Annotated in this window: 21 protein-coding genes; 15 read left to right on the top strand and 6 right to left on the bottom strand. The window is 58.3% G+C overall.

The features are described from left to right. Positions 1-32: 32 nt before the first annotated feature. The 5 genes from prfA to kdsA are packed head-to-tail and all read left to right on the top strand — an operon-like array spanning position 33 to position 4,038. Entirely contained in the window at positions 33-1,115 is a 1,083-nt protein-coding gene (gene prfA / locus O1724_RS13225; protein ID WP_003856667.1) for a peptide chain release factor 1, read from the top strand. After that, complete coding sequence (gene prmC, locus O1724_RS13220) at positions 1,115-1,945, top strand: peptide chain release factor N(5)-glutamine methyltransferase (RefSeq protein WP_003856668.1); 831 nt, start codon at positions 1,115-1,117, stop codon at positions 1,943-1,945. The genes prfA and prmC overlap by 1 nt, the downstream gene beginning before the upstream one ends. Continuing rightward, positions 1,942-2,334, top strand: coding sequence for an invasion regulator SirB2 (gene sirB2 / locus O1724_RS13215; protein ID WP_003856669.1), 393 nt, complete (start codon positions 1,942-1,944; stop codon positions 2,332-2,334). Before prmC ends, sirB2 begins: the two co-directional genes overlap by 4 nt. A 3-nt stretch (positions 2,335-2,337) precedes the next feature. After that, positions 2,338-3,147: an invasion regulator SirB1 gene (gene sirB1, locus O1724_RS13210; protein WP_003856670.1), complete on the top strand. Its 810-nt coding sequence runs from the start codon at positions 2,338-2,340 to the stop codon at positions 3,145-3,147. A 36-nt stretch (positions 3,148-3,183) separates the two neighbouring features. Further along, positions 3,184-4,038, top strand: coding sequence for a 3-deoxy-8-phosphooctulonate synthase (kdsA, locus tag O1724_RS13205; protein WP_003856671.1), 855 nt, complete (start codon positions 3,184-3,186; stop codon positions 4,036-4,038). Positions 4,039-4,144: 106 nt separating this feature from the next. On the opposite strand, the gene chaA is transcribed toward kdsA, so the two are convergent. Next, positions 4,145-5,245, bottom strand: coding sequence for a sodium-potassium/proton antiporter ChaA (chaA, locus tag O1724_RS13200; RefSeq protein WP_126297043.1), 1,101 nt, complete (start codon positions 5,243-5,245; stop codon positions 4,145-4,147). Positions 5,246-5,513: 268 nt separating this feature from the next. Here chaA and chaB point away from each other — a divergent pair, with 268 nt between their 5' ends. Together chaB and O1724_RS13190 are read left to right on the top strand one after the other, a co-directional pair. Then, complete coding sequence (chaB, locus tag O1724_RS13195) at positions 5,514-5,744, top strand: putative cation transport regulator ChaB (RefSeq protein WP_023314272.1); 231 nt, start codon at positions 5,514-5,516, stop codon at positions 5,742-5,744. 176 nt (positions 5,745-5,920) lie between these two features. Beyond that, positions 5,921-6,616 (top strand): gamma-glutamylcyclotransferase, encoded by a 696-nt coding sequence (locus O1724_RS13190; RefSeq protein WP_017384255.1) that lies wholly within the window; start codon positions 5,921-5,923, stop codon positions 6,614-6,616. A gap of 30 nt (positions 6,617-6,646) precedes the next feature. On the opposite strand, the gene O1724_RS13185 is transcribed toward O1724_RS13190, so the two are convergent. The 3 genes from O1724_RS13185 to O1724_RS13175 all read right to left on the bottom strand — a co-directional run bounded on the left by O1724_RS13185 (position 6,647) and on the right by O1724_RS13175 (position 9,325). Further along, entirely contained in the window at positions 6,647-6,886 is a 240-nt protein-coding gene (locus O1724_RS13185; RefSeq protein WP_003856678.1) for a hypothetical protein, read from the bottom strand. A 194-nt stretch (positions 6,887-7,080) separates the two neighbouring features. Beyond that, complete coding sequence (locus tag O1724_RS13180) at positions 7,081-8,865, bottom strand: methyl-accepting chemotaxis protein (protein WP_045351013.1); 1,785 nt, start codon at positions 8,863-8,865, stop codon at positions 7,081-7,083. Positions 8,866-8,971: 106 nt separating this feature from the next. Continuing rightward, on the bottom strand, positions 8,972-9,325 hold the full coding sequence (locus tag O1724_RS13175) for a DsrE/DsrF/TusD sulfur relay family protein (protein WP_003856681.1): 354 nt from the start codon (positions 9,323-9,325) through the stop codon (positions 8,972-8,974). A 73-nt stretch (positions 9,326-9,398) separates the two neighbouring features. Here O1724_RS13175 and nasR point away from each other — a divergent pair, with 73 nt between their 5' ends. The 7 genes from nasR (at position 9,399) to O1724_RS13140 (ending at position 21,791) form a co-directional block, all read left to right on the top strand. Next, positions 9,399-10,571 carry a nitrate regulatory protein NasR gene (gene nasR, locus O1724_RS13170; RefSeq protein ID WP_003856683.1) on the top strand — a complete coding sequence of 391 codons (1,173 nt, stop codon included), beginning with the start codon at positions 9,399-9,401 and terminating at the stop codon, positions 10,569-10,571. 227 nt (positions 10,572-10,798) lie between these two features. Continuing rightward, positions 10,799-12,046 carry a CmpA/NrtA family ABC transporter substrate-binding protein gene (locus O1724_RS13165; RefSeq protein WP_022651372.1) on the top strand — a complete coding sequence of 416 codons (1,248 nt, stop codon included), beginning with the start codon at positions 10,799-10,801 and terminating at the stop codon, positions 12,044-12,046. A gap of 2 nt (positions 12,047-12,048) precedes the next feature. Continuing rightward, on the top strand, positions 12,049-12,927 hold the full coding sequence (gene ntrB, locus O1724_RS13160) for a nitrate ABC transporter permease (RefSeq protein WP_023324814.1): 879 nt from the start codon (positions 12,049-12,051) through the stop codon (positions 12,925-12,927). 9 nt (positions 12,928-12,936) lie between these two features. Then, positions 12,937-13,725 (top strand): ABC transporter ATP-binding protein, encoded by a 789-nt coding sequence (locus O1724_RS13155; RefSeq protein ID WP_099543500.1) that lies wholly within the window; start codon positions 12,937-12,939, stop codon positions 13,723-13,725. A 12-nt stretch (positions 13,726-13,737) separates the two neighbouring features. Next, positions 13,738-17,724: a nitrite reductase large subunit NirB gene (nirB, locus tag O1724_RS13150; RefSeq protein ID WP_126297044.1), complete on the top strand. Its 3,987-nt coding sequence runs from the start codon at positions 13,738-13,740 to the stop codon at positions 17,722-17,724. Next, positions 17,721-20,198 (top strand): nitrate reductase, encoded by a 2,478-nt coding sequence (locus tag O1724_RS13145; RefSeq protein WP_032609435.1) that lies wholly within the window; start codon positions 17,721-17,723, stop codon positions 20,196-20,198. The genes nirB and O1724_RS13145 overlap by 4 nt, the downstream gene beginning before the upstream one ends. Before the next feature lie 174 nt (positions 20,199-20,372). After that, positions 20,373-21,791 carry a YchO/YchP family invasin gene (locus O1724_RS13140; protein ID WP_058648255.1) on the top strand — a complete coding sequence of 473 codons (1,419 nt, stop codon included), beginning with the start codon at positions 20,373-20,375 and terminating at the stop codon, positions 21,789-21,791. A gap of 1 nt (position 21,792) precedes the next feature. Here O1724_RS13140 and narL read toward each other — a convergent pair whose 3' ends face one another. Continuing rightward, positions 21,793-22,443: a two-component system response regulator NarL gene (gene narL, locus O1724_RS13135; RefSeq protein WP_003856701.1), complete on the bottom strand. Its 651-nt coding sequence runs from the start codon at positions 22,441-22,443 to the stop codon at positions 21,793-21,795. Then, the gene (gene narX / locus O1724_RS13130; RefSeq protein WP_003856703.1) at positions 22,436-24,232 is read right to left on the bottom strand and encodes a nitrate/nitrite two-component system sensor histidine kinase NarX; all 1,797 of its coding nucleotides are present in this window, start codon (positions 24,230-24,232) and stop codon (positions 22,436-22,438) included. Before narX ends, narL begins: the two co-directional genes overlap by 8 nt. Positions 24,233-24,541: 309 nt before the next feature. On the opposite strand from narX, the gene O1724_RS13125 reads away from it, so the two are divergent. Continuing rightward, entirely contained in the window at positions 24,542-25,939 is a 1,398-nt protein-coding gene (locus O1724_RS13125) for a NarK family nitrate/nitrite MFS transporter (protein ID WP_003856705.1), read from the top strand. The last annotated feature ends 272 nt before the right edge of the window (positions 25,940-26,211 follow it).

The raw sequence follows: 26,211 nt of genomic DNA, 5'->3' as shown, positions 1-26,211 counted from the left end.
CCCATTTTCTAAGACAAGGTGCATTTACGCCTATGAAGCCTTCTATCGTCGCTAAACTGGAAGCTCTGCACGAGCGCCATGAAGAAGTCCAGGCGCTGCTCGGCGATGCCGGGACCATTGCCGACCAGGAACGTTTTCGTGCGCTGTCGCGTGAATACGCGCAGTTAAGTGATGTTTCAAAATGCTTTACCGACTGGCGACAGGTCCAGGAAGATATCGAAACCGCGCAGATGATGCTCGACGATCCTGAGATGCGCGAGATGGCGCAGGAAGAGTTACAGGATGCGAAAGCGCGTTCAGAAGAGATGGAGCAGCAGCTTCAGGTGCTTCTGCTGCCGAAAGATCCGGACGATGAGCGTAACGCCTTTGTGGAAGTCCGCGCCGGTACCGGCGGCGACGAAGCGGCGCTGTTCGCCGGGGATCTATTCCGTATGTACAGCCGTTATGCCGAATCCCGTCGCTGGCGCGTGGAGATCATGAGCGCCAACGAAGGCGAGCATGGCGGCTACAAAGAGGTTATCGCCAAAATCAGCGGTGACGGCGTGTACGGTCGACTGAAATTTGAATCCGGCGGTCACCGCGTGCAGCGCGTGCCTGCGACGGAATCGCAGGGGCGCATTCATACCTCGGCCTGTACGGTGGCGGTGATGCCGGAGCTGCCGGAAGCGGAACTGCCGGATATCAACCCGGCGGATCTGCGCATCGACACCTTCCGCTCTTCAGGGGCAGGTGGTCAGCACGTTAACACCACCGACTCCGCTATCCGTATTACTCACCTGCCCACCGGGATTGTGGTTGAGTGTCAGGATGAACGTTCCCAGCACAAGAACAAAGCTAAGGCGTTATCCGTGCTGGGCGCCCGTATCCACGCGGCGGAAATGGCGAAACGCCAGCAGGCGGAAGCCTCTACCCGCCGTAACCTGCTGGGCAGCGGCGACCGTAGCGATCGTAACCGCACCTATAACTTCCCGCAGGGGCGCGTAACCGACCACCGCATCAACCTGACGCTGTACCGTCTGGATGAGGCAATGGAAGGCAAGCTCGATATGCTGATTGAGCCTATCGTGCAGGAATACCAGGCCGACCAGCTGGCGGCACTGTCCGAGCAGGATTAATGGATTTTCAGCGCTGGTTACGCCATGCCGCCAGTGAGCTTTCTGCAAGTGAAAGCCCGAAGCGCGACGCCGAAATTCTGCTTGAGCATGTGACGGGTAAAGCCCGCACGTATCTGCTGGCTTTCGGCGAAACCGCGCTGACCGCTGAACAGCAATCGCAGCTGGAGACGCTGCTTGCCCGCCGTAAAACCGGCGAGCCGGTGGCGCATCTGGTTGGCGAGCGGGAGTTCTGGTCCCTTCCACTGTACGTCTCAGCGGCCACGCTGATCCCGCGCCCGGACACCGAGTGTCTGGTGGAGCAGGCGCTGGCGCGGTTACCAGCGCAGCCGTGTCAGATCCTCGATCTCGGCACCGGCACCGGGGCGATTGCGCTGGCGCTTGCCAGCGAGCGACCGGACTGCACCGTGACGGCGGTAGACGTGATGCCTGATGCGGTCGCCCTCGCGCGGCGCAACGTTGAACGGCTGGGGCTGAACAATGTTTCCGTTCTGCAAAGCAGCTGGTTTGCCGCGCTTGAAAGCCGCATGTTTGAAATGGTTGTCAGCAATCCGCCCTACATCGACGAAGACGATCCGCATCTCGCGCAGGGGGACGTGCGTTTTGAACCGTTGACCGCGCTGGTCGCTGCGAATCAGGGACTTGCGGATCTCGATCACATTGTGACAACGTCACGACAACATTTGCTTCCCGGTGGCTGGCTGCTGGTGGAACATGGCTGGACGCAGGGAGAGGCGGTGCGAGCGCTGTTTACGCATGCCGGATACGCTGCCGTGGAAACCTGCCGGGATTACGGCGGCAATGAACGTCTGACGCTGGGGCAGCGGTCATGAGCCTGTTTACGCTGCTGATCTCCGTTCACCTGGTTTCCGTTGCCCTGACCATTGGCTTTTTTATTGCCCGCTACTGGTGGCGCTACAACAACAATCCGCTGATTAACGCCCGCTGGGTACGCATCGCCCCGCACTGTATCGACACGGTGCTGTTCCTTTCCGGAGCCGGGTTAATGTGGAAGACCGGCTATCTGCCATTTACTGATAAAGGCGCATGGCTGACTGAGAAGCTGTTTGGCGTTATCATCTACATCGTTTTGGGTTTTATCGCGCTTGGGCGTCATCGTCCGCGCAGCCAGCAGACAGGGTTTATCGCCTTTTTGCTGGGTCTGGTGGTGCTGTACATCATCATTAAACTCGCCACCACAAGAATACCGTTACTGGGGTAAGTCATGAGGTCCTTAGCCGATTTCGAATTTAACAAAGTGCCGCTCTGCGATGGTATGATCCTGATTTCAGAGATGATCCGCGACGATTTTACGTCACAGTACGTTTACGCTGAACTGGAGAATCTGGTCAGCCTGGCGCGCGAAGAGATCAATCAGGCACGTCCGCAGGACTGGCAATTAGAGAAGCTGATTGAGCTTTTCTACGGCGAATGGGGTTTCTGCGACACGCGAGGCGTGTACCGCCTGTCTGACGCACTGTGGCTGGACCAGGTGTTGAAAAATCGTCAGGGCAGCGCCGTCGCGTTGGGCGCCATTTTACTGTGGGTTGCGCACGAGCTGGAGATTCCACTGGTGCCGGTCATTTTCCCGACGCAGATGATTTTGCGGGCGGAGTGGCTGGACGGTGAGATGTGGTTAATCAATCCGTTTAACGGCGACACGCTGGATGAGCATACGCTGGACGTCTGGCTGAAAGGCAACATCAGCCCGATAGCTGAGCTGTTCAATGAAGATCTCGATGAAGCCGATAACGCCGAAGTGATCCGCAAGCTCCTGGATACGCTGAAGTCTGCGCTGATGGAAGAGCGTCAGATGGAGCTGGCCCTGCGCGCAAGCGAAGTGCTGTTGCAGTTCAATCCGGAAGATCCGTACGAAATCCGCGACCGCGGCCTGATTTATGCGCAGCTCGACTGCGAGCACGTGGCGCTGAATGATTTAAATTATTTCGTCGAGCAATGTCCGGAAGACCCGATCAGCGAGATGATCCGCGCGCAGATCAACGCGATCGCGCATAAACACATTACACTGCATTAATCTTAATTCCGATTCACACCTGAATAAGGCGATCCTATGAAACAAAAAGTGGTTAGCATTGGTGATATCAACGTGGCAAACGACCTGCCGTTCGTGCTGTTTGGCGGTATGAACGTGCTGGAATCCCGCGATCTCGCTATGCGCATCTGCGAACACTACGTGACCGTGACCCAAAAACTGGGCATCCCGTACGTGTTTAAAGCCTCTTTTGACAAAGCCAACCGCTCCTCCATTCACTCCTACCGTGGCCCGGGCCTGGAAGAGGGGATGAAGATTTTCCAGGAGCTGAAACAGACGTTTGGCGTGAAAGTGATCACCGACGTGCACGAGGCGTCTCAGGCACAGCCGGTGGCTGATGTGGTAGACGTGATTCAGCTTCCGGCGTTCCTCGCTCGCCAGACTGACCTGGTGGAAGCGATGGCGAAAACCGGTGCCGTGATTAACGTGAAAAAACCGCAGTTCGTGAGCCCAGGCCAGATGGGTAACATCGTCGACAAGTTTATCGAAGGCGGTAACGACCAGGTTATCCTGTGCGACCGTGGTTCAAACTTCGGTTATGACAACCTGGTTGTGGATATGCTGGGCTTCAGCGTGATGAAGAACGTCTCTAACCAGTCTCCGGTGATTTTCGACGTGACCCACTCCCTGCAATGCCGCGACCCGTTTGGCGCCGCGTCTGGCGGGCGTCGTGCGCAGGTGACCGAACTGGCGCGCGCCGGTATGGCAACTGGCCTGGCGGGTCTGTTCATTGAAGCGCACCCGGATCCGGCTAACGCGAAATGCGACGGTCCATCCGCGCTGCCGCTGGATAAGCTGGAGCCGTTCCTGAAACAGATCAAAGCGATTGACGATCTGGTGAAGAGCTTCGACGAGCTGGATACCAGCAACTAATAAAAAAACCCGCTTCGGCGGGTTTTTCTTTGCCCGGCGGCGCTACGCTTGCGCGGGCCTACGGGTTTTGTAGGCCGGGTAAGCGCAGCGCCACCCCGCAAAAAAATTACGCAAATATTGTCATCAGATACGCAATAAACAGCGCCATATGCGCCGCGCCGTTCAGCACATTGGTGCGGCCGGTGGAGAAGGAAATCTGGCACAGCAGCAAGGATGCCACCATCACAATCATCTCTGGCGCACCCAGCGCAAACTGCAATTCATTTCCCGTCATAAAAGCAATCAACGTTACCACCGGAACGGTAAGGGAGATGGTCGCCAGAACAGAGCCAAAGAACAGATTCATCGCACGCTGCACCTGATTATTGAGCACCGCTTTCAGCGCTCCCAGGCCTTCTGGCGACAGGATCAACAGGGCCACCAGGAAACCGGTAAAGGCGACCGGCGCGTTCAGTTCAGTTAACAGCGCCTCCAGCGGGTTCGCATTCATCTTGGTGACAGCAATAACGGCAATCAGATGCACGATCAGCCAAACCGTATGCCACGCGCTGCTGTGAGCCGACGGCTTACCGTGATGCGGGTCATCGTCGTCACCGTCGTCTTCATGCTCGTAAACAAACAGGCTCTGGTGCGTTTTGGTCTGGATCAGCAGGAACACGCCGTACATCGCCGCGGAAATCAGCGCCACCAGCAGCGCCTGGCCGGTGGTGAAATTTGCACCCGGCAGCGCCATCGGGAATACCAGCACAATAATCGCCAGCGGGAACAGGGCGATCAGGTACTGTTTAATGCCAAAAAGGTTCATGTACTGGGTGGCAAATTTGCGACCACCCAATAAAAGTGAAAAACCGACCAGGCCGCCGGTAACAATCATAATGATGGAATAGAGCGTATCGCGCATTAGCGTTGGCGCGGCGTCGCCGGTGGCCATTAATGCGGAAATGAGACTGACTTCAAGAATCACAACCGAAAGGCTTAAAATTAATGACCCATACGGCTCTCCAAGACGGTGGGCTAAAACATCCGCATGGCGTACCACGCTAAATGCGCTGGTTAAAATACCCACCAGAGCCAGAATATTGATCCCCACAACCACTGGCAATGACTGACTGCTTCCCCAGAAGAGCAGCACAGCCAGTGCCAGAACCGGGAAAATGAGAGTGGTCTCCTTGTGGCGGGTTTTCACCGCCTCGTGTGTTGCTGTCATGTGTTTCTCCAACAATGCAGGTGCTTGTAATTATAGATAGATTTTAAAGGTATTAAACTAACAGAAATCTTTTAAATACCCTGTATTTTTTACTTAGTTTTACCCTTTATTATAATTTTTATGTCTGAGGCTTATAATGGCATATCTCTGTTAAATATTAATTTAATAACAATGACTTGCATTTTTATATTGTTTATTTCTTTCTGTTGGCTGGCACCCTCGCGTATCGTCGTCCACACTTATCTTTTAGCCAAAAGAGAGGTTAACGATGCCATACAAATCGAAAAGCGAATTACCAGATAACGTGCAAAACGTATTGCCTGCCCACGCCCAGGATATCTACAAAGAAGCCTTTAACAGCGCCTGGGATCAGTACAAAGATAAAAAAGATCGCCGGGACGATGCCAGCCGCGAAGAGACGGCCCATAAGGTGGCCTGGGCCGCCGTAAAAAATGACTATGAGAAAGGGGACGATGATAAATGGCACAAAAAGAAATAGCCGCGAATAATACGCTGCCTCCCTTTTGACATTTCAGGCGGTTGACCTGCCGCTGTATTGCATCTGGCCCGCGAATTGCTTATCGTTGCTCAACTGCTGTTAAAATGAACAGCACAGAATGCCGGGAAGGCGAATTACAGAAGTCGCAAGGAAGCATGCAGTGGCGGAGGTGGAATGTGTTAACGCGTGATTTCTTGATGAAGGCAGATTGTAAGACGGCATTTGGTGCTATTGAGGAATCGCTTCTGTGGTCGGCTGAACAACGTGCGGCGTCGCTTGCGGCAACGCTGGCCTGCCGCCCGGATGATGGCCCGGTCTGGATCTTTGGTTACGGCTCGCTGATGTGGAACCCGGCGCTCGAATTTGTTGAATCGGCAACCGGAACGCTGCCTGGCTGGCACCGCGCCTTCTGTTTGCGCCTGACCGCCGGACGCGGCAGCGCGTGTCAGCCAGGACGCATGCTTGCACTAAAAGAGGGCGGGCGCACCACGGGCGTGGCATACCGGCTGCCGGATACCACGCTGGAAGATGAGCTGACGCTGCTGTGGAAGCGCGAGATGATCACCGGCTGCTATATGCCCAGCTGGTGCAAGCTGGAACTGGATGACGGCCGCACCGTCAACGCGCTGGTGTTCATTATGGATCCGCGCCACCCGCTGTATGAAGCCGACACCCGAACCCAGGTGATTGCCCCGCTGATTGCCGCCGCCAGTGGACCGCTGGGTACTAACGCCCAGTACCTTTTCTCGCTCGATCAGGAGCTGACGCGTCTCGGTATGCAGGACGACTGTCTGAGTGAGCTGGTGGTGAAGGTGAAAGCGCTGCTGGAAGGGAACCCGCTCAGCAATACGCTGCGGCCGGGTTTTGCCTGATAATACGCCCGGCTGGCCGGGCGTTTATGGTTATGCCGCCACGTAACTTACGGAATGTTCGAGCGACTGGCTGTGGCTGTCGATCAGCACATCCCAGGTGCCGGTGTAAGGCACCGTCAGCCAGGCCTTGTCGTCCTGGACGGTAAGGATATCTGCCTGCGATTGTTTCTGTCCTTTCGAACTTATCAGATGGATGCGGCAACGCTCTGAGCAACGCACCACTACCGTATCCCCGCCAAACAGTTTCAGACTTGTTTTCACTCGTGCCATTTTATACCCCGTCGTTTTTGCCCATCCCGAGCGTGATGTTGTTCACAATTTACTCATTGCATAACACCAAAGGGGCAGGGGTGGGATGCTGATTTCGATCAAAAAATGGCGCAACGATTAAACAAAAATGACAAAATCCATGAAACCTTTCAGCGGACGCGCGTTTACCCTGCTTAACGCGCGCCCGGGAAAAATTATATGCGGAAATGGCCAGCGGTCTCAGCAAGGTCGCCCGCCTGGCTTTGCAGCGCGCTGGCCGCCGCAGCAGACTGTACAACAAGCTCGGCGTTCTGCTGCACCATGCGATCCAGGTGAGTCACCGCGTGGTTAATCTCATGGATCCCTTTCATCTGCTCCCGGGTGGCAATGGATATTTCACGCATAATGCCAGACACGCTCCCGACGCTGGCGCGGATCTCATCCATGCTGTCGCCCGCAAGGTGCACAAACCGGGAGCCGGTTGCTACGCTTTCGGTGGTGGAATCAATAAGGGATTTGATCTCTTTCGCCGCCTGAGCGCTGCGGCTGGCCAGGTTACGTACTTCCCCCGCAACGACCGCGAACCCACGGCCTTGTTCCCCGGCACGCGCCGCTTCCACCGAGGCGTTAAGCGCCAGGATATTGGTCTGGAAGGCGATGCCGTCAATGACGCTGGTGATATCGCCGATTTTCGCGGAAGCCAGTTCGATGGACTGCATGGTGCTGATGGCCTGAGCGACGACGTCGCCGCCGCGGGATGCGGCGGCAGAGGCCTTGCTCGCCTGTTCGTTCGCTTCTGCTGCCGACTCGTTTGACTGCGTAACGGAGGCCGTGATCTCTTCCACGGCGCTGGCGGTTTCGCGAAGGCTTGATGCCGCCTGCTCGGTACGCCCGGAAAGATCCTGATTACCCGCCGCAATCTCATGCGCGGCGTTTTTCACTGAGGCGCTGGCATCACGCAGCTGGACCATCACCACAGAAAGCTTATCGCTGAAGGCGTTAAACGCCTGCGCGATTTGCGCCACTTCATCGCCCCCCTTATCCGGCAGACGCTGCGACAGATCGTTAGTACCGTTGGCAATGTTGTTCATCGCGTCACGGATACCGAACAGCCGCTTAAGCAGGCGGGCAATCAGGAGGTGCATGAGGGCTCCGCTCAGCAGGGCGAGGATTGCCAGCGACAGTGCAGATGCTTTAAGCAATGAGCGCATCCCGGCGGTGGCATCGCCGTTATCAAGCGCCACAACCAGCAGCCAGTGCGTCCCCGGCACGGCGGTGGCCAGGAACGTTTTTTCGCGTCCGTTTGACGTTCCGTCAACCAGGTTGCCGCTTTTCAGAGTGGCAAAATCGGTCCCTTTGATCGTTTCAGTAAACGGCTTAAGCGTCAGCGCAGGATCGCTGCCGGCAATTACGGTGCCGTTGCTGTCCAAAAGCAGTCCACTGCTGGCCGGAGTCGGGTGAATACCGCGCACGTTAGCCACCACGCTGTCCATTGCCACATCGCCCGCCACCACCGCTTTCAGGGCGCCTTGCTCTTTAACGGGTACCGCGAACGTCACCACCAGTTTCCCGGTGCCCGCATCCACATAGGGTGCAGTCACTACCGGGCCATCAGCGCTGACGACCTGCTGATACCACGGGCGAAGGGTGGGATCGTAATCAGCGGGCACCCCGGTTGGGTCAGAAAATTTAGCCGTTTTGCTGGCATAACCCACGTAGACGTTGGTAAATCCACCCGCCAGTGCAAGCTGTTTAAACACCGGAACCGGATCGTCGCTGAGCGCGACCGACTGCGCCGAAGTGATGACGGTTATTTTGCTGTTCACCCAGTCGGCAATCGCCATGTTGTGGCTGGCGCTGGTGCTGGTCAGAATATCGCGCTGCGACTGCTGATTATCCTGGCGCGTGACCTGAAAGTTAATAATGGTATTAAGAAGAAGGGCGACGACCAGACAGCCTGTCGTCGCGGCAATGATGCGGGCGCGAATGGATCTGAACATAAGTGTAATACCTGCTGTGTTGTTTCCATGCCTATCGGCAACGGTGCAGGTAAACTTGATGCTGAAACCGCGTCCATAAGAAAATAATATTTTTAGCGGGTTATTATTAAAAAGTTAATACTTTATCGGCGGAAAGCGTCCATTCAGCCAGCTCCACCAGCGTACCAATTTCCACGCCATCAATCAGCGGCAGCCCGGTAATGCCGCGCCCGTCGGTACAGGTTTTGCACAGTTTGACCGGAACGTTTTGCGCGGTCAGGATCTCCAGCATTTGTTGAATGTTGTAGCCCTCTGCGGGTTTTTGCCCCTTCAGCCCGGCCGTGACGGCGTCGGACATCAAAAAGAGGCGCAGCTCCAGCTCACTCTCCTTATCGCGCAGCGCGATTGCCAGGCGCAGGCTGTTAAAAAGGGATTCACTGCCGTAGGCCGCACCGTTGGCGACGATCATAATCTTCTGCATGTTGACTCCTGTTCTTTGAAAAGGCACGAATATTGCTTCTCGTACCGAAGAATACGTATCGGGGAGAGAAACGATGACGATAGTGGCTGGCAGTTCCCCTGGCGCAACCGAATGGTTCCAGCGTGCGAGAATGTTGCGCGAGGAACAGCTCGGCAGACTGGCGCAGCTGGGCGCACTGGTGAACGGCATCAGTCGACTGGTGCATATGCTACAGTGCGAGCGCGGTGCGTCAAATGTCTGGCTCTGCTCGCAGGGCAAATTGTACGCGCCTGAATGCAAGGCCAGCAGGGCCCTGGTGGATGAAAACCTCGCCGCATTGCACCTTCAGTTTAACGAACCGCTCCCGGGCAGCGCCCTGTGCGAACGTATTGCCAGCGCACTGCACGGCCTTGAGACGCTAACGGCGCTGCGTGATGGCGTTACAGGTCAATGCGTCACCGCGCCGCAGGCGATGGAACATTACAGCCGCATACTGCGTCATTTGCTCAGTATCGTACCCCAACTCAGCGACAGCATTGACGATCCGCACATCGCGGGCCGATTTGTGGCCCTTTACAGCCTGATGCAGGGCAAAGAACTTGTGGGACAAGAGCGGGCGCTGGGGGCTATTGGTTTCACCCAGGGATTCTTTGACGATGAAACCCGCCAGCGGCTGGTGGATCGCATTGATGGCCAGCAGGCCTGCTTTGAGGTTTTTATCTCCCATTGCACTCCAGACGTGCAGGAGTCATTTACCCTCAACTGCCTGCCGGGTCTGGAGACTGAAAAACTCAGGCGTGAAGCGTGCACCCGCCAGCCTCCGGCAGATAACGGTGATACCGCCCTCAAATGGTTTGCCCTGCAAACCGCGCGCCTTGAGCACCTGCGCACGCTGGAGGAGGTGGCAATTGCCGATCTGATGACGGCAGTTGAGGAGCGCCGCTATAGCGAAAACCTGCACGCAGACGATGAACACGACGATATCCTGGCGCGATTTCCGGATAAACCGCTGCTGCCGCTGGTGCGCCAGCAGGCGCGTGAAATTGAGCAACTCTCCCGTCAGCTTGCTTCCCTGCGCGACACGCTGGAGGAGCGTAAGACCATCGACAAAGCCAAAAGCGTGCTGATGACGCACCAGAACATGAGCGAGGAGCAGGCGTGGACCGCCCTGCGCAAAATGGCGATGGATAAAAACCAACGCATGGTAGATATCGCCCGTGCGCTGCTTACGGTGAAAAATCTGTGGAAGATACCCCCTGGGGAGTAGTTGCACAGTCAGTGGGCAATTTATGCCTGATTGAGGTGCGTAATACAGCGCTCTTCTTGCAGAAACCCCGTAACGCCGGGGATGAAAAGCTGGCATTACCTTTGCATTAACAGATTAACCATTTTCGACGATGCGCCAACGGCGGTGCATGCGTCTTCGGGATAAAGGCGTCCAGCGGTGCTTCAGCACCGTCGGGCGCTTTTTTTTGCCTTTTTTCAGGAGCAATTATGGCGGATTTGTCGAGACGGCGATTATTGCAGGCCAGCATGCTGGTGAGTGGTGCGATGCTATTGCCGGGTGTCATGCAGGCCGCATGGGCGGCGGGGTCAGATAAGCCGGAGCAGGATACCGTGCGTATCGGGTTTATACCTCTGACCGACTGCGCGCCCGTGGTTATCGCGGCCCTGAAGGGGTTCGATAAAAAACACGGCATTACTATTGTGCCGACCAAAGAGGCGAGCTGGGCGGCGGTGCGCGACAAGCTGGTGGCGGGCGAACTGGACGCCGCGCACATTCTTTACGGCCTGCTGTACGGTCTGGAGCTGGGTATCGCGGGCAAGCCGCAGCAGATGGCGAACCTGATGACCCTCAACCAGAACGGTCAGGCCATTACGCTCTCCAGCGATCTGGCGGAGAAGGGCGTTCGTGACCTCGACGGGCTGAAAAAGCTGATTGCGCAGCAGGCGCCGGGAACCTACACCTTCGCGCATACCTTCCCGACGGGAACGCACGCCATGTGGCTCTACTACTGGCTGGCCAGCGCGGGGATTAACCCGTTTGACGACGTGCGCACCGTGGTGGTGCCGCCGCCGCAGATGGTGATGAACATGCGCATTGGCAACATGGTCGGGTTTTGCGTTGGCGAGCCGTGGAACGCGCGGGCGATTAACGACCGCATCGGGTTTACCGCCGCCACGTCACAGTCCATCTGGGCCGATCACCCGGAAAAGATCCTCGGCACCCGACGCGACTGGGTGGCGAAAAATCCGCACACCGCACGGGCGCTGGTGAGCGCCGTGATGGAAGCCGCGCGCTGGATCGAGGCGTCAGCGGAAAACAAACGCGAAACCGCGCAGATCCTCTCGCGCCGCGCCTGGCTCAACTGCAAGGAACAGTATCTCACCGGACGCATGCTCGGCGAGTACGACAACGGGGTCGGTCAGCGCTGGCAGGATGCGCACCCGATCCGTTTCTTCAACGAGGGTGCCGTGAGCTACCCGTATCTCTCCGACGGCATGTGGTTCTTAACCCAGTTCCGCCGCTGGGGCTTGCTCAACGCCGCGCCGGATTACGCGGGCATTGCACAGCGCATTAACCAGACCGCGGTCTGGCAGGATGCCGCGACCGCCGTGGGCGGCATGTCCACACCGTCATCACCGTATCGCAGCAGCACCCTGATGGACGGCACCGTCTGGAACGGCACCGATCCGGAAGGGTACGCCAACCGCTTCGCCATTCACCGTAAAGGGGCCTGAGTATGCAGCATCTGCAAAATGCAAAACCACAAGAGACGTCAGAGAGCGGGGAAGTGATAGTCCTGCCTCCGTTACAGGTTCGCCGTCGTGCGCCCGCGTTTACGCGTCGGATGAATGATTTTTTACAGCGCGTCATCCCGGCGCTGCTCGGTCTCGGCCTGCTGGTGGTGCTCTGGCAGCTGGCGGCGATAAACAGTAAAGGCTTTCCGACGCCGCTCAGCACGCTCGATTCGGCCATGACCCTGTTTGCCGATCCGTTTTATCGCGACGGGCCAAACGATATGGGCATTGGCTGGAACGTGCTGGCGTCGTTGCAGCGCGTCGCCATCGGCTTCGGTCTGGCGGCGCTGGCGGGCATTCCGCTGGGCTTTTTGATTGGCCGCTTCACCTTTTTCTCCCGCATGTTCAACCCGCTGATCGCGCTACTGCGTCCGGTCAGCCCGCTGGCCTGGCTGCCTATCGGCCTGCTGCTGTTCCAGAAAGCGGAGCCTGCATCGAGCTGGACTATTTTTATCTGCTCCATCTGGCCGATGGTCATTAACACCGCCGAAGGGGTGCGCTGTATTCCGCAGGACTACCTCAACGTGGCCCGGGTGCTGCAACTCTCAGAGTGGACCATCATGCGCCGCATTCTTTTCCCGGCCGTGCTGCCTGCGGTGCTGACCGGGGTACGTCTTTCCATTGGCATTGCCTGGCTGGTGATTGTCGCCGCCGAGATGCTCACCGGAGGTTTAGGCATTGGCTTCTGGATCTGGAATGAGTGGAACAACCTCAACGTCGAAAACATTCTCATCGCCATCGTCATCATTGGCGTGGTCGGGTTGCTGCTGGAGCAGGGGCTGATGCTGATCGCCCGTCGCTTTAGCTGGCAGGAAAAATAAGGAGTGAAGATGAAACCGTTAATTCAGGTCCAGGCCGTGAGCCAGCGTTTTTCCACCGCCAGCGGCGAGTTTCTGGCGCTGCAAAACGTCTCTTTTGATATCCACGAGGGCGAAACCGTCAGTCTGATTGGTCACTCCGGCTGCGGCAAGTCGACGCTGTTAAACCTGATCGCCGGGATCACGCTGCCGACGGAAGGCGGGCTGATTTGCGACAACCGCGAAATCGCCGGGCCGGGGCCAGAGCGCGCGGTGGTGTTTCAGAATCATTCGCTGCTGCCGTGGCTGACCTGCTTCGACAACGTGGCGCTGGCGGTGGATCAGGTCTTCCGTCACACCATGAGTAAGGCCGAGCGCAAAGCGTGGATTGAGCACAATCTCGACCGGGTGCAGATGGGCCACGCGCTGCATAAGCGCCCCGGGGAGATCTCCGGCGGTATGAAGCAGCGCGTCGGGATTGCCCGCGCGCTGGCGATGAAGCCGAAAGTCCTGCTGATGGATGAACCCTTCGGCGCGCTGGATGCGCTGACGCGCGCCCATCTTCAGGACTCGGTGATGCAGATCCAGCAGGCGCTGAACACCACCATCGTGCTCATCACCCACGACGTGGACGAGGCGGTACTACTCTCTGACCGCGTACTGATGATGACCAACGGCCCGGCGGCCACCGTGGGTGAGATCCTGCGCGTCGATCTGCCGCGCCCGCGCAACCGGGTGCAGCTGGCGGACGACAGCCGCTATCACCACATACGCCAGCAGATCCTCCATTTCCTCTACGAAAAACAGCCGAAAGCGGCGTAATGAGGGGGCACGATGCGACTGGTCATTATCGGTAATGGTATGGCGGCAACCCGGCTGATTGCGTCGCTCACCGGGCGTGTTCCCGGTCGTTTCGCTGTCACCGTCATCGGTGACGAGCCGGAGCAGGCATACAACCGCATCCAGCTTTCGCCAGTGCTGGGTGGCGAAAAGCAGGCGGAGCACATCTGTCTGCACGATGAAGACTGGTACACGGCACGAGGCGTGACGGTGCTGCGAGGAGAAACGGCGCTCGCAGTAGACGTCAACGCGCGTGAAGTGCATACCTCTGCTCGCACGCTGGGCTGGGATGCGCTGGTGTTTGCCACCGGTTCTACCCCTGTTGTGCCGCCGATCCCCGGCGGCGATGCGCCGCATGTGTTCACCTTTCGCACCCTGGCAGAAACCCGCGCCATCCAGAATATCTCCGGGCCGGCGGTAGTGCTGGGCGGCGGCGTACTCGGCGTGGAGGCAGCGGCAGCGCTGGCGCGCAAGGGTGACAACGTCACGCTCGTGCATCGCGGTCCGTGGCTGATGGAACAGCAGCTGGATCAGCAGGCGGGACTGTTGCTGGAAGAGGCGCTGGCGGCGCGGGGCGTTAGCTGTGAACTCGCCTCCGGCATCACCGCCATCGCTGACGATGCCGTGACGTCGCTCGACGGACGCCGCATTGCCGCCACGCGCGTGGTGCTGGCAACCGGCGTGCAGCCCAACGTTGCGCTGGCGAATGCCAGCGGCATTCGCTGCGCGCGCGGCATCGTGGTGGATCAGGAGATGCAAACCTCCGTGCCGGGTATCTACGCCATCGGCGAGTGCTGCGAAATTGACGGCCAGACGTTTGGCCTGGTGGCTCCCTGTCTGGCGCAGGCGGATATTCTTGCCGCGCGGCTGGCCGGGGAGGTCACCGCGCCGTTTACCCTGACCGACAACGGCGTGCGCCTTAAGGTGACCGGCGTGGATCTGTTCAGCCTCGGGCGCGCGACGGCGCAGGCGGACGATGTGGTCTGGAGTTCATGGGATCCGCTGACCCGTCACTATCGACGTTTACTGATCCATCAGGGGGCGCTGGCTGGCGTGCTGCTGCTGGGTGACTGCCGCAGCGCGGCAACCTTTACCGATTTACTGGCAACGGCTGCGCCCGCCCACGCGGACTGGCTGTTCGATCGTTTCACAACGCAACCGCAGGTTGCAGGACAGAACGCTATGACAAAACCTACTCTGGTGGTGGTTGGGCACGGTATGGTCGGCCATCATTTCCTCGAAGACTGCGTTAACCGCAAATTGCATCAGCAGTATCAGATTATTGTTTTTGGCGAAGAGCGCTATGCCGCCTATGACCGCGTGCATCTGTCGGAATATTTTGGCGGACGCAGCGCGGACTCGCTCTCGCTGGTGGCGGGGGAGTTCTTTGCCGATAACGGCATTGAGCTGCGCCTCTCGCAGCAGATCGTTGCTATCGATCGTGATGCAGACGTAGTGCGTACCGCCAGTGGCCATGAGACTCACTGGGACAAGCTGGTGCTGGCGACCGGCTCGTACCCGTTCGTACCACCCGTTCCGGGCAACGATCTGCCGGGCTGTTTTGTCTACCGCACCCTCGACGATCTGGACAACATTGCGGCCCATGCGGCAGGCTCTCGACGCGGCGTGGTAATTGGCGGCGGCCTGCTGGGTCTGGAGGCGGCGAATGCACTTAAGCAGCTCGGGCTGGAAACTCACGTGGTGGAGTTTGCGCCGAACCTGATGGCGGTGCAGCTCGACAGCGACGGCGCGGCAATGCTGCGCAAGAAAATTGAGGCGCTGGGCGTAGGGGTGCACACCAGTAAATCGACGACGGAGATTGCCACCGCAGACGACGGGCTGGTGCTGCGCTTTGCCGATGGTGAACAGCTGGAAACGGACATGGTGGTCTTCTCTGCCGGTATTCGTCCGCAGGACGCGCTGGCGCGCAGCAGCGGGCTGGTTATCGGCGAGCGCGGCGGGATCTGTATTGACGACGGCTGCCGGACTTCCGATCCGGACGTGCTTGCCATCGGCGAATGCGCGCTGTGGGAGGGAAAAATCTTTGGCCTGGTGGCCCCGGGCTACCAGATGGCGCGCGTGGCCGCCGCTGTGCTGGCGGGTGAGGAGAAGCGCTTCACCGGCGCGGATATGAGTACCAAACTCAAGTTGCTGGGCGTGGATGTGGCGTCGTTTGGCGATGCTCACGGGCGCACGCCGGGTGCGCTGAGCTACCAGTGGACGCACGGGCCGCAGCAAATCTACAAAAAAATTGTGGTCAGCCACGACAGCAAAACCCTGCTGGGTGGCGTGCTGGTGGGCGATGCCAGCGAATACGCCACGCTGGTGCAGATGATGCTCAACGGCATCAGCCTGCCAAAAGAACCGGAAACGCTGATCTTACCCGTATCGTCAGGCAGCGCGCCGAAAGCGCTGGGCGTGGCGGCGCTGCCGGAAAGCGCGCAGATCTGTTCGTGTCATAACGTCAGCAAAGGGGATATCTGCCAGGCGGTAAGCGCGGGCGCAACGGATATCGGCGCCATTAAGCAGTGCACCAAAGCGGCGACCGGCTGCGGAGGCTGTAGCGCGCTGGTGAAGCAGGTGATGGAGTTCCAGCTTGCGGAGCAGGGCGTGGAGGTGAAGAAAGATATCTGCGAACACTTCCCGTACTCGCGTCAGGAGATTTACCACCTGGTGCGCGTCAACCATATCCGCACTTTTGACCAGCTTATCAGCCGCTACGGTCAGGGGCACGGGTGCGAGATCTGTAAGCCGCTGGTGGGATCGGTATTGGCTTCCTGCTGGAACGAGTATCTGCTGAAACCGGCGCATCTGCCGTTGCAGGACACCAACGATCGCTATTTCGCCAATATTCAGAAGGACGGAACCTACTCCATCGTCCCGCGGATGCCTGCGGGTGAAGTGACCGCCGACGGGCTGATCGCCATCGGCCAGATCGCGAAACGCTATAGCCTTTACAGCAAAATTACCGGCGGGCAGCGTATTGACCTGTTTGGCGCCACGCTCGAACAGTTGCCGGAAATCTGGCAGGCGCTGGTGGAGGCCGGGTTTGAGACCGGACATGCCTACGGGAAATCTCTGCGCACGGTGAAATCCTGCGTCGGGTCGACCTGGTGCCGCTACGGCGTGCAGGATTCCACCGGCCTCGCGGTCAGGCTGGAGCACCGCTACAAGGGCCTGCGCGCGCCGCACAAAATCAAAATGGCGGTCTCCGGCTGTACCCGTGAGTGCGCAGAGGCGCAGAGCAAAGACGTGGGGGTGATTGCCACGGACAAAGGCTGGAACCTCTATCTGTGCGGCAACGGCGGGATGAAGCCGCGCCACGCGGACCTCTTCGCCAGCGATCTGGACGACGAAACGCTGATCCGCACCGTTGACCGTTTCCTGATGTTCTACATTCGCACGGCAGATCGTCTGCAACGTACCAGTACCTGGATGGATAACCTGGAAGGCGGCCTCGACTATCTGCGCGAGGTGATCCTCAACGACAGCCTGGGGATCGCCCACGAGCTGGAGCAGGAGATGGCTCGGGTGGTGGAAACTTACCAGTGCGAATGGCAAACCACCCTTAACGATCCTGACCGCCTGGCGCTGTTCCGCACTGCGGTGAACGTCCCCGCCGCGGAGGAGAACAAGCGCTGGCAGGAAATTTGTAATATCGATGAGATCCCGGAGCAGGCGGGCATCGGTGCGCATCTTGGGCGCAAACCGATTGCGCTGTTCCGCTTTGGCAAAAACGTTTATGCCCTCGACGATCGGGAGCCGGGTAGCCGCGCGAACGTGCTTTCACGCGGCATCCTCGGCGATGCGGCGGGGGAACCGGTGGTGATCTCGCCGCTCTACAAGCAACGTATTCGTCTGCGCGACGGCTGTCAGGTGGAGAATGGCGAACCCGTGGTGCGCGCCTGGCCGGTAAAAATTGAAAACGGCAAGGTATGGGTTGGAAATGAAGAGCTGGTGATGCGTGCGGAGGCCTCATGACCGAAACCCGGACAACGTGCCCTTACTGCGGGGTGGGCTGCGGCGTGGTCGCCAGCGCAGACGGTGAAAAGGTGAGCATTCGGGGGGATGAAACTCATCCGGCGAATTTCGGTCGTCTGTGTGTAAAAGGATCTGCCCTCGGGGAAACCACGGGGTTGCAGGGACGCCTGCTGCGCCCGGTGGTCGATGGCCGGGAGGTGGCATGGCCGCAGGCGCTGGGCGAAGCGGGCGAGCGGCTACGGAACATCATCAACGAATGGGGGCCGCAGGCGGTGGCGTTTTATGCCTCCGGCCAGCTGTTGACCGAGGATTACTATGCCGCCAACAAGCTGATGAAAGGCTTTATCGGGGCGGCGAACATTGATACCAACTCGCGGCTGTGCATGTCATCGGCGGTGGTGGGCTACAAACGCGCCTTCGGTGAAGACGTGGTGCCGTGCAGCTACGAGGACGTGGAAAACAGCGATCTGGTGGTACTCGTTGGCTCAAACGCGGCCTGGACGCATCCGGTGCTGTATCAGCGGCTGGTGCAGGCAAAGCACAACAATCCGCAGATGAAAGTGGTCGTGATCGATCCGCGTAAAACCGCCACCTGCGATATCGCCGATCTCCACCTCGCGCTCAGACCCGGCAGCGACGCCGGGCTGTTTGTGGGGTTGCTCAATCTGATTCAGGGGCGGGGCGAGTGGCCGATCCCTCGCGTGGCGGCGTTTTGCGATCTGCCTTCAGACGAGATTAGCACCTTCTACGACTGGTTTATCACCGCGCCACGCGCGATCACGCTCTACACCATGGGGATCAACCAGTCCTCCACCGGCAGCGACAAGTGTAACGCCATCATTAACGTGCATCTTGCCAGCGGGAAGTTCAACCGTCCTGGCTGCGGCCCGTTTTCGCTGACCGGACAGCCAAATGCCATGGGCGGGCGGGAAGTGGGCGGGCTGGCGAATCAGCTGGCGGCGCACATGAACTTCGAGCCGGACGATCTTTCGCGCGTGGCGCGTTTCTGGGGAACGGAACGGCTGGCGCAGACCCCGGGCCTGATGGCGGTGGAATTGTTTGACGCCATTGCGCGCGGCGAGGTGAAGGCGGTGTGGATCATGGGCACCAACCCTGCCGTGTCGCTTCCCGACAGCCACGCGGTGTGTCAGGCTCTGGCAGCCTGCCCGCTGGTCATGGTATCTGAGGTGATGCAGGAGACGGACACCAGCCGGTTTGCCCATATCCGTTTTCCCGCCCTGGGCTGGGGCGAGAAAAACGGCACGGTGACCAATTCTGAACGCCGTATCTCCCGCCAGCGTGCCTTTCTGCCTGCGCCGGGCGAGGCCAGACCGGACTGGTGGATAATCGCCCGGATGGCAGACCAGCTCGGTTATGGCGATGCCTTCGCCTGGGAACACCCTCAGGAGATATTTTGTGAACATGCGGCGCTGACGGCGTTTGAAAATAACGGCGAACGGGCGCTAAACCTGCGCGAACTGGCGTCGCTGTCGCGAGAGGCGTGGGACGCGCTGGCGCCTTATCAGTGGCATGCCGGTGATTTCCCGCAAAGAAATCTTGTACCGGTTGATCCTTCCTCGCATGGGGCAGGCGTCGACGAATTGTACCCCTTGATACTGAATACCGGGCGGATCCGCGATCAGTGGCACACCATGACGCGCACGGGGTATGTTCCGCGCCTGATGCAGCATATTGATGAGCCTTTTGTTGAGATGAACGCAACCGATGCGGCGCGCGCTGGGCTGACTGACGGCCAGCTGGCGCGGATAAGTTCCCCGCGCGGGGTGATGGTTGCCAGAGTACGTATCTCCACCGCGCAGCGTGCGGGCGAGCTGTTTGCGCCGATGCACTGGAACGCGCAATTTGCACGGCAGGGGAAGGTCAATGCGTTGGTAGAAGGGCGGATTGATGCTGGTTCCGGCCAGCCGGAGAGTAAACAAACCGCGGTGAGGATCATGCCCTGGCTACCGGCCTGGCAGGGTGAACTGTATGCCCGCGAGCTGCCAGCGCTGCCGCCGTCGGTCTGCTGGTGGCGTAAAGCCTCACGTCTGACGGTGGCGGGGGAGCAGCCGTTGCTGTCGTGGGTCAGGGCGTACGCCAGCGGTCGGGGCTGGCAGTTACAGGTGGCACAGACGGGAGAACGCAGCAGCGTGCTCGCCTGGCATCACGGCGAGCTGATGCTGGGCTACTGGGAGGGCCATACGCTGCCGGCGCTGGCGCATGCGTTTATTGAAGAAGCCTTTGCTGCTGCACCCGTACAACTCGCTGAACGCCATGCGCTGCTGCACGGACAACGGCCGGGCGAAGATGCCGATCCCGGGCGAATTATCTGTAGCTGCTTCAGCGTGGGTGAAAATACGATACGTAAGGCGATAGCCGGAGGCTGTGATTCTGCCGCAGCGCTGGGCGTGAAGCTGCGCTGCGGCACGAACTGCGGCTCCTGCGTGCCGGAGCTGAAAGCGCTGTTGGGATAATAGTGCAAGGGCGTCGGTTGGCGGCTTCGCACCGGTACGAATTTGTAGGTCGGGTAAGGCGAAGCCGCCACCCGACAAATCTTTTCAGGATATTCCTGAAATTTCTGTTAAGACTGGTTTTCAGGGCTTATGGCGTTAACATAATAAGTGTTTGTTCATAAACACAGGTTCTGATTGACGACGTTGAAGGCTGTATCGTCCCGCATCCGTTTTTTGCTGTTACTCCCCCTTTTTACGGCTGGAGCCCTTCACGGTGCGCCGAAATCCTTCGTGCAGCAGGCGCAGAATCCGTTTGATAATAACGGCGATAGCCTGCCGGATCTCGGTATGGCGCAACCGACCACCGAAGGCGAAAAGCATCTGGCTGAAATGGCAAAGGCCTTCGGTGAAGCCAGTATGACCGATAACGGCCTGACGGCCGGGCAGCAGGCGCGACAGTTCGCGTTTGGCAAAGTGCGGGATGCCGTCAGCGGGGAAGTCAACGAGCAGATTGAATCCTGGCTTTCACCCTGGGGAAACGCCAACGTCAATGTACTGGTGGATGACGACGGCAACTTTAACGGCAGCAGCGGTAGCTGGTTTATCCCCTGGAACGACAACACCCGTTATCTGAGCTGGAGCCAGCTTGGCCTGACGCAGCAGACAGATGGGCTGGTGAGCAATGTCGGGATCGGGCAGCGCTGGGTTGCCGGAAACTGGCTGCTGGGCTACAACACTTTTTACGACAACCTGCTGGAAGACAACCTGCAACGTGCCGGGCTGGGCGCAGAGGCGTGGGGTGAAAACCTGCGCCTGTCGGCCAATTACTACCAGCCGTTCGCTGGCTGGCAGCCGCGTTCCGACATCCGCGAACAGCGCATGGCGCGCGGGTACGACGTAACGGCCAAAGCCTGGCTTCCCTGGTTTCATCACCTGAACACCAGCGTCAGCTTTGAACAGTATTTTGGCGATAACGTCGATCTGTTTAACAGCGGTACGGGGTATCACAATCCGGTTGCGGTCAACCTGGGGCTGAACTATACCCCCGTTCCGCTGGTCACCCTGACGGCTGCCCATAAGCAGGGGGAGAGCGGCGTTAGCCAGAATAACCTCGGGCTGAAGCTCAACTATCGCTTTGGCGTGCCGCTGGCGAAACAGCTTTCCGCCGGGGAAGTGGCGGCGACGCGCTCGCTGAGGGGCAGCCGCTATGATTCACCTGAGCGCGATAATCTGCCCGTGATGGAATTCCGTCAGCGCAAAACCCTCTCGGTATATCTGGCCACGCCGCCGTGGGATCTTAAGCCAGGCGAAACCGTGATGCTGAAGCTGCAAATTCGCAGCAAGCACGGTATCCGGCAGATCCACTGGCTGGGTGATACCCAGGCGCTCAGCCTGACCTCACCGGCAAACGGCAACAGCAGCGATGGCTGGAGTGTGATCATGCCTGCATGGGATGATTCAGAAGGGGCGAAAAACGCATGGCGGCTAACGGCCGTGGTGGAAGATAAGGATGGGCAGCGTGTCTCCTCCAATGAGATCACGCTTTCCGTGGTGCAACCGCTCGTCGCAATGCCTGCCGACGATCCACGGTGGAAGTTGCTGCCGGATGAGTAAGTTAAAAAATGCGCTCCTGATGCACCCAGACGGCGGCTTCGACGCGGGATTTTAACTTCATTTTTTTCAGCATGTGTTTGACATGCACTTTGACCGTGCTCTCGGTGATGTCCAGACGGCGGGCGATCATTTTGTTCGGCAGCCCCTGGGCAATCAGCTTCAGAATGTCACGCTCGCGCGGGGTCAACTGGCTGACGTCACGATCAGACGTGGCGCGGTTCGCACGCAGGCTGGCGGCCAGTACCGGCGTTAACGCTTCACTCAGCACCATCTCGCCTGCGGCAGCCTGTTGCAGCGCCTTGAGCAGATCTTCCGGCTCCATATCTTTCAGCAGATAGCCGTCTGCCCCTCGCTTGAGGGCGGTGACCACGTCTTCTTCATGGTTTGAGACGCTGAAAACCACCACCCGGCCAGAGAGGGATTTCTCCCGCAGCTTGTCGAGGGTTTCCAGGCCATTCATGCCCGGCATGTTGAGATCGAGCAAGATCAAATCAGGATCGAGCGATTCGGCAAGTTCAATACCCTGTTCGCCGTTGCTGGCTTCCCCGACGACGGTGATATCTGGCGCCATGCTGACAAGCTGTTTAACGCCAGTGCGCAGCATCGGATGATCGTCAATCAACAGGATAGATGCCGGTTCCTGATTAGTCATGGTTTTCTCCTTGAGCAGTTATGAGGGGCTTTTCGGGTATAAAGGTGACCACTACTTCGGTGCCACCTGACTCTCCCCGGCGAACCTGGCAATCACCGCGCAGGCTTTGCGCGCGGTCTCGCATGATAATTAAACCATAATGGTTCGTTCGTTCGGCATTTTCCGGCACGCCGCGGCCGTTATCCTGAACCCTGAGCTTCACCTGATTATCCTGGCAGCTGACGGTGACCGTAACGGCCGTCGCCTCGGCATGCTTGAGCACGTTGCTCAGGGCTTCACGGGCAATTTGCAGCAAATGGATCGCCTGGTGAGAGGGGACAAAACGCGGTGGCAGCTGGTAATCCAGCTTCACCGGGAAGCCCAGCCGGGCACTAAACTCCTGACAGCTGGACTCCAGCGCAGGGCGCAGCCCCGGCTCGGTGAGCTGCAAACGGAAGGTGGTCAGCAGCTCGCGAAGCTGAACCCACGAGGTGTTAAGCTCGTTGCGGATCTGGCTGAGCAGCTGTTTGCTGCTCTCGGGCATGCCTTCGTCCTGCATTTGCAGGCAGCTCACCTGCATCTTCATGCAGGAGAGGGACTGGGCGATGGAGTCGTGCAGCTCGCGGGCGATGGTGGCACGCTCCTCCATCACGATCAGCTGCTGCTGTTTCTCCTGGTGGCGGTCGAGCGCCAGCGTGGCCGTGAGCTGCTCAACAAGCGTATCGACCAGCTGCTGCTGGTCGTGGCTCAGGTGACGTCCGGCGGGCAGGGTGGCCAGCAAAATACCGTACTGGGTATGGCTGTCCATCAGCCGCCACTTGAGGGTCGTGCCGCTAGTGGTAAGCGGCGGCAAGCCGCGCGGGCACAGATGACACCCTTTATCGTCGCAGGAGATGTCCGACTGACAGGTAAATTCCTGATGGTTTTCCTCATCTTCAACGTCGTAAACCCGAAGCTCAAGATCGCGGAGCAGAGTCAGGTTTTGCAGGCCGTTCAGTACTGGCGAGAGACGTTCGCAAAGCGGGACCTGCATATGCAGGCGACGGTTCGCCTGCCAGAGGAAAGAGAGGATTTCGTTTTTCTGCTCAAGCCCGGCGGTTTTCTCCTGGACGCGTTGTTCCAGTACCGCGTAGCTCTCTGATAGCTCTGCCGACATGGTATTGAGCGCCTCGCCAAGCATCGCCATTTCGTTGCGCCCGCTGATGTGCGTGCGCTGGGTAAAATCGCGCTGTGTGACGGCGCGGGCCATTGCCAGGAGCTGTTTCCAGGGGTTTAGCAACCGTGCGCGCAGCCAGATAACCGTGAAAATCAGCAGCAAACCCATAAACAGCGCCATTGCACGGTGAACCATCACCACACGGTCAATGCGTAACTCTGTGGTGCGATCGAATGAGGAGACAAGATGATCGATGCGTGACACAAACCCGGCGACATCCTGGGCGACCGTTTCCCGGTCTTCCGCCCGCTTTAAGCCGGGCTCCAGCTGGGTATGCCAGTAGCCCTGAAGCGCCTTAAGCTGAGATTGCTGACCGTCACGGATGGCGGCTCTTTCCAGTTCAGGGCTGAATGCGGTACGCTCCATTTCGTCGATAAGCGGTTGGTCAGCCTGCGTCAGCGGCACCGACGCCAGTAGCCGGTAACTCTGCATACGTAGCGAGCCTGCCTCGTTGATGGCATGCGCGTTACCCTGTACACCCTGTACCAGCCAGCCAGAAATAGCCATGCCGGTCACACCGATAGCGGTGGACAGCAGAACAATAAGCGCCAGCTGGTTAACCAGCGTCAGCGGAGATAAACATCTTTTTAACATAGAGTTGCCGGGCTCCTGACGTGACCTGATTGCAGGAATGGCGCTATTCTGGTGCATACCCTGGAGTATACCCATACCAATAAAGGATTACCTCTAAATTGCCAGAGAGGTAACGGTTAGTGGGTGGACGAAGCAGGGATGCCTCAGCACCGTGAAAAACCACACCTTTTTTACGTTTTGCATCTACTCATTAAGAGTGATGGCTTTTTTTTTGCCGCAAAACCTCCCACTTTTCCTTTGATTTATATCAACTTACCGCCGCTCTAAAGCCCTAATGTTTGCAGCATCATTCGAGAATCAGAGGTGTCTATGAGTCACTCTTCCGCTCCCGAAAGGGAAACTGGTGCCGTTATTACAGACTGGCGTCCAGAGGATCCGGCGTTCTGGCAACAGCGCGGCCACCGTGTAGCAAGTCGTAATCTGTGGATTTCCGTTCCATGTCTGTTACTGGCGTTTTGCGTCTGGATGTTGTTCAGTGCGGTTGCGGTTAACCTGCCAAAAGTGGGCTTTACCTTTACCACCGACCAGCTGTTTATGTTGACCGCGTTGCCGTCGCTTTCAGGCGCACTGCTGCGCGTTCCTTATGCGTTTATGGTGCCGGTCTTTGGTGGTCGTCGCTGGACGGCTTTCAGTACCGGGATCATGATCATACCGTGCGTGTGGCTCGGTTTTGCGGTGCAGGATACCTCCACACCGTTTAGCGTGTTCGTGATTATCTCTCTGCTGTGCGGTTTTGCGGGGGCGAACTTTGCGTCCAGTATGGCAAACATCAGCTTCTTCTTCCCGAAAGCGAAGCAGGGTGGCGCGCTGGGCATTAACGGCGGTCTGGGTAACATGGGCGTGAGCGTGATGCAGCTGATTGCCCCGCTGGCGATCTCTGTCTCCATCTTTGCGGCCTTTGGCGGCGGCGGTGTGACGCAGCCCGACGGTTCCGTGCTGTTCCTGCAAAACGCCTCCTGGATTTGGGTACCGTTCCTGGTGGTCTTTACCCTGGCGGCGTGGTTCTTCATGAACGATCTGTCCGCGTCCAAAGCGTCACTGAGCGAGCAGCTGCCGGTTCTGAAGCGTGGCCACCTGTGGGTGATGGCGCTGCTGTATCTGGCGACCTTCGGCTCGTTCATCGGTTTCTCCGCAGGCTTTGCCATGCTGTCTAAAACCCAGTTCCCGGACGTGCAGATCCTTCAGTTTGCCTTCTTCGGTCCGTTTATCGGCGCGCTGGCACGTTCGCTGGGCGGGATGATCTCCGACCGTCTGGGCGGGACGCGCGTTACGCTGGTGAACTTTGTTGTAATGGCCATCTTCTGTGCGCTGCTGTTCCTGACGCTGCCTGCGGGTGGTGAGGGGGGTAACTTCTTTGCCTTCTTCGGCGTCTTCATGGTGCTGTTCCTGACCGCCGGGCTGGGCAGTGCGTCTACTTTCCAGATGATCTCTGTCATCTTCCGCAAGCTGACCATGGACCGCGTGAAAGCGCAGGGTGGGAGCGACGAGCAGGCAATGCGTGAAGCCGCCACCGATACCGCTGCGGCGCTTGGGTTTATCTCTGCGATAGGCGCGATTGGCGGCTTCTTTATTCCAAAAGCGTTCGGTATCTCACTGGATCTGACCGGCTCTCCGGCGGGTGCGATGAAAGTATTCCTCGTCTTCTATATCGCCTGCGTGGTCATCACCTGGCTGGTATATGGCCGTAATACCAAGAAAAACAAGTAAGCTTGATTATCCGTTTGCGCGGCCTGAGTGCCGCGCTTTTTTTAATCGCTGAATAGTTACAACATACTAATGGCGTTACCCGTGCTCACCCGCAGGTCACGCTGTGATCGCCATCGCTTTACAGGTGTTTCTACCCCTTAATACCTAAGATGTTAAATTTTGCCTCGCTTATTGTACGATAAATAAAATATATCTATATAAATCATAAGGTTAAAAAATATTAACAGCTACCGCTTTGGTGGTATTTGATCTAATACCCCCCCTCAGAGTCC

The sequence above is a fragment of the Enterobacter cloacae complex sp. HYC074_NIDB genome, from assembly GCF_056673345.1.
This window is presented reverse-complemented; position numbering and strand designations above follow the sequence as displayed.